The sequence below is a fragment of the Tenacibaculum sp. AWR4_210 genome (genome assembly GCF_056160945.1).
In genome coordinates this window covers 1-403 of the sequence record NZ_JBSWYF010000056.1, presented here as the reverse complement: position 1 = coordinate 403, position 403 = coordinate 1, and the positions used below count along the sequence as shown (strand labels likewise).

Below are 403 nucleotides of genomic sequence, written 5' to 3'. Positions count from 1 at the left end.
GCATGATGCAGCGCGCGATGATCGTCGATGCGCTGATCTCGGACCCGGCGCTGCTGATCGCCGACAACATCACCCAGCCGCTCGACGTGACGGTGGCGGCGCAGATCCTCAAGCTGATGCGCGAGCTGAACGAGGATTTCTCGACCGCGGTTTTGTTCATCTGCTCCTCGCTGCCCGTCGCCTGCGACGCGGCGGACGAGGTGATGGTGCTGCACGCGGGCCGGGTTGTCGAACGGCAGGCGCCGCAGGCGCTGGTCAGCGGGCCCGAGCACAATTACACCCGCGGGCTGATCGAAGAGCTGCCGACGCTCTGGGCCGAGGGGCGCAAAGAGGTTTCGCGCCCGCAGGACCGCGACCAGCAGGCGATCATGTCGGTGCGCGGCGTCGCCAAGCACTATGAGAC

1 protein-coding gene is annotated in these 403 nt (G+C 67.2%); it reads left to right on the top strand.

The features are described 5' to 3' along the window. The coding region (locus ACXAG7_RS20000; protein ID WP_476667930.1) for an ABC transporter ATP-binding protein at positions 1 to 403 on the top strand (403 nt) is incomplete at both ends.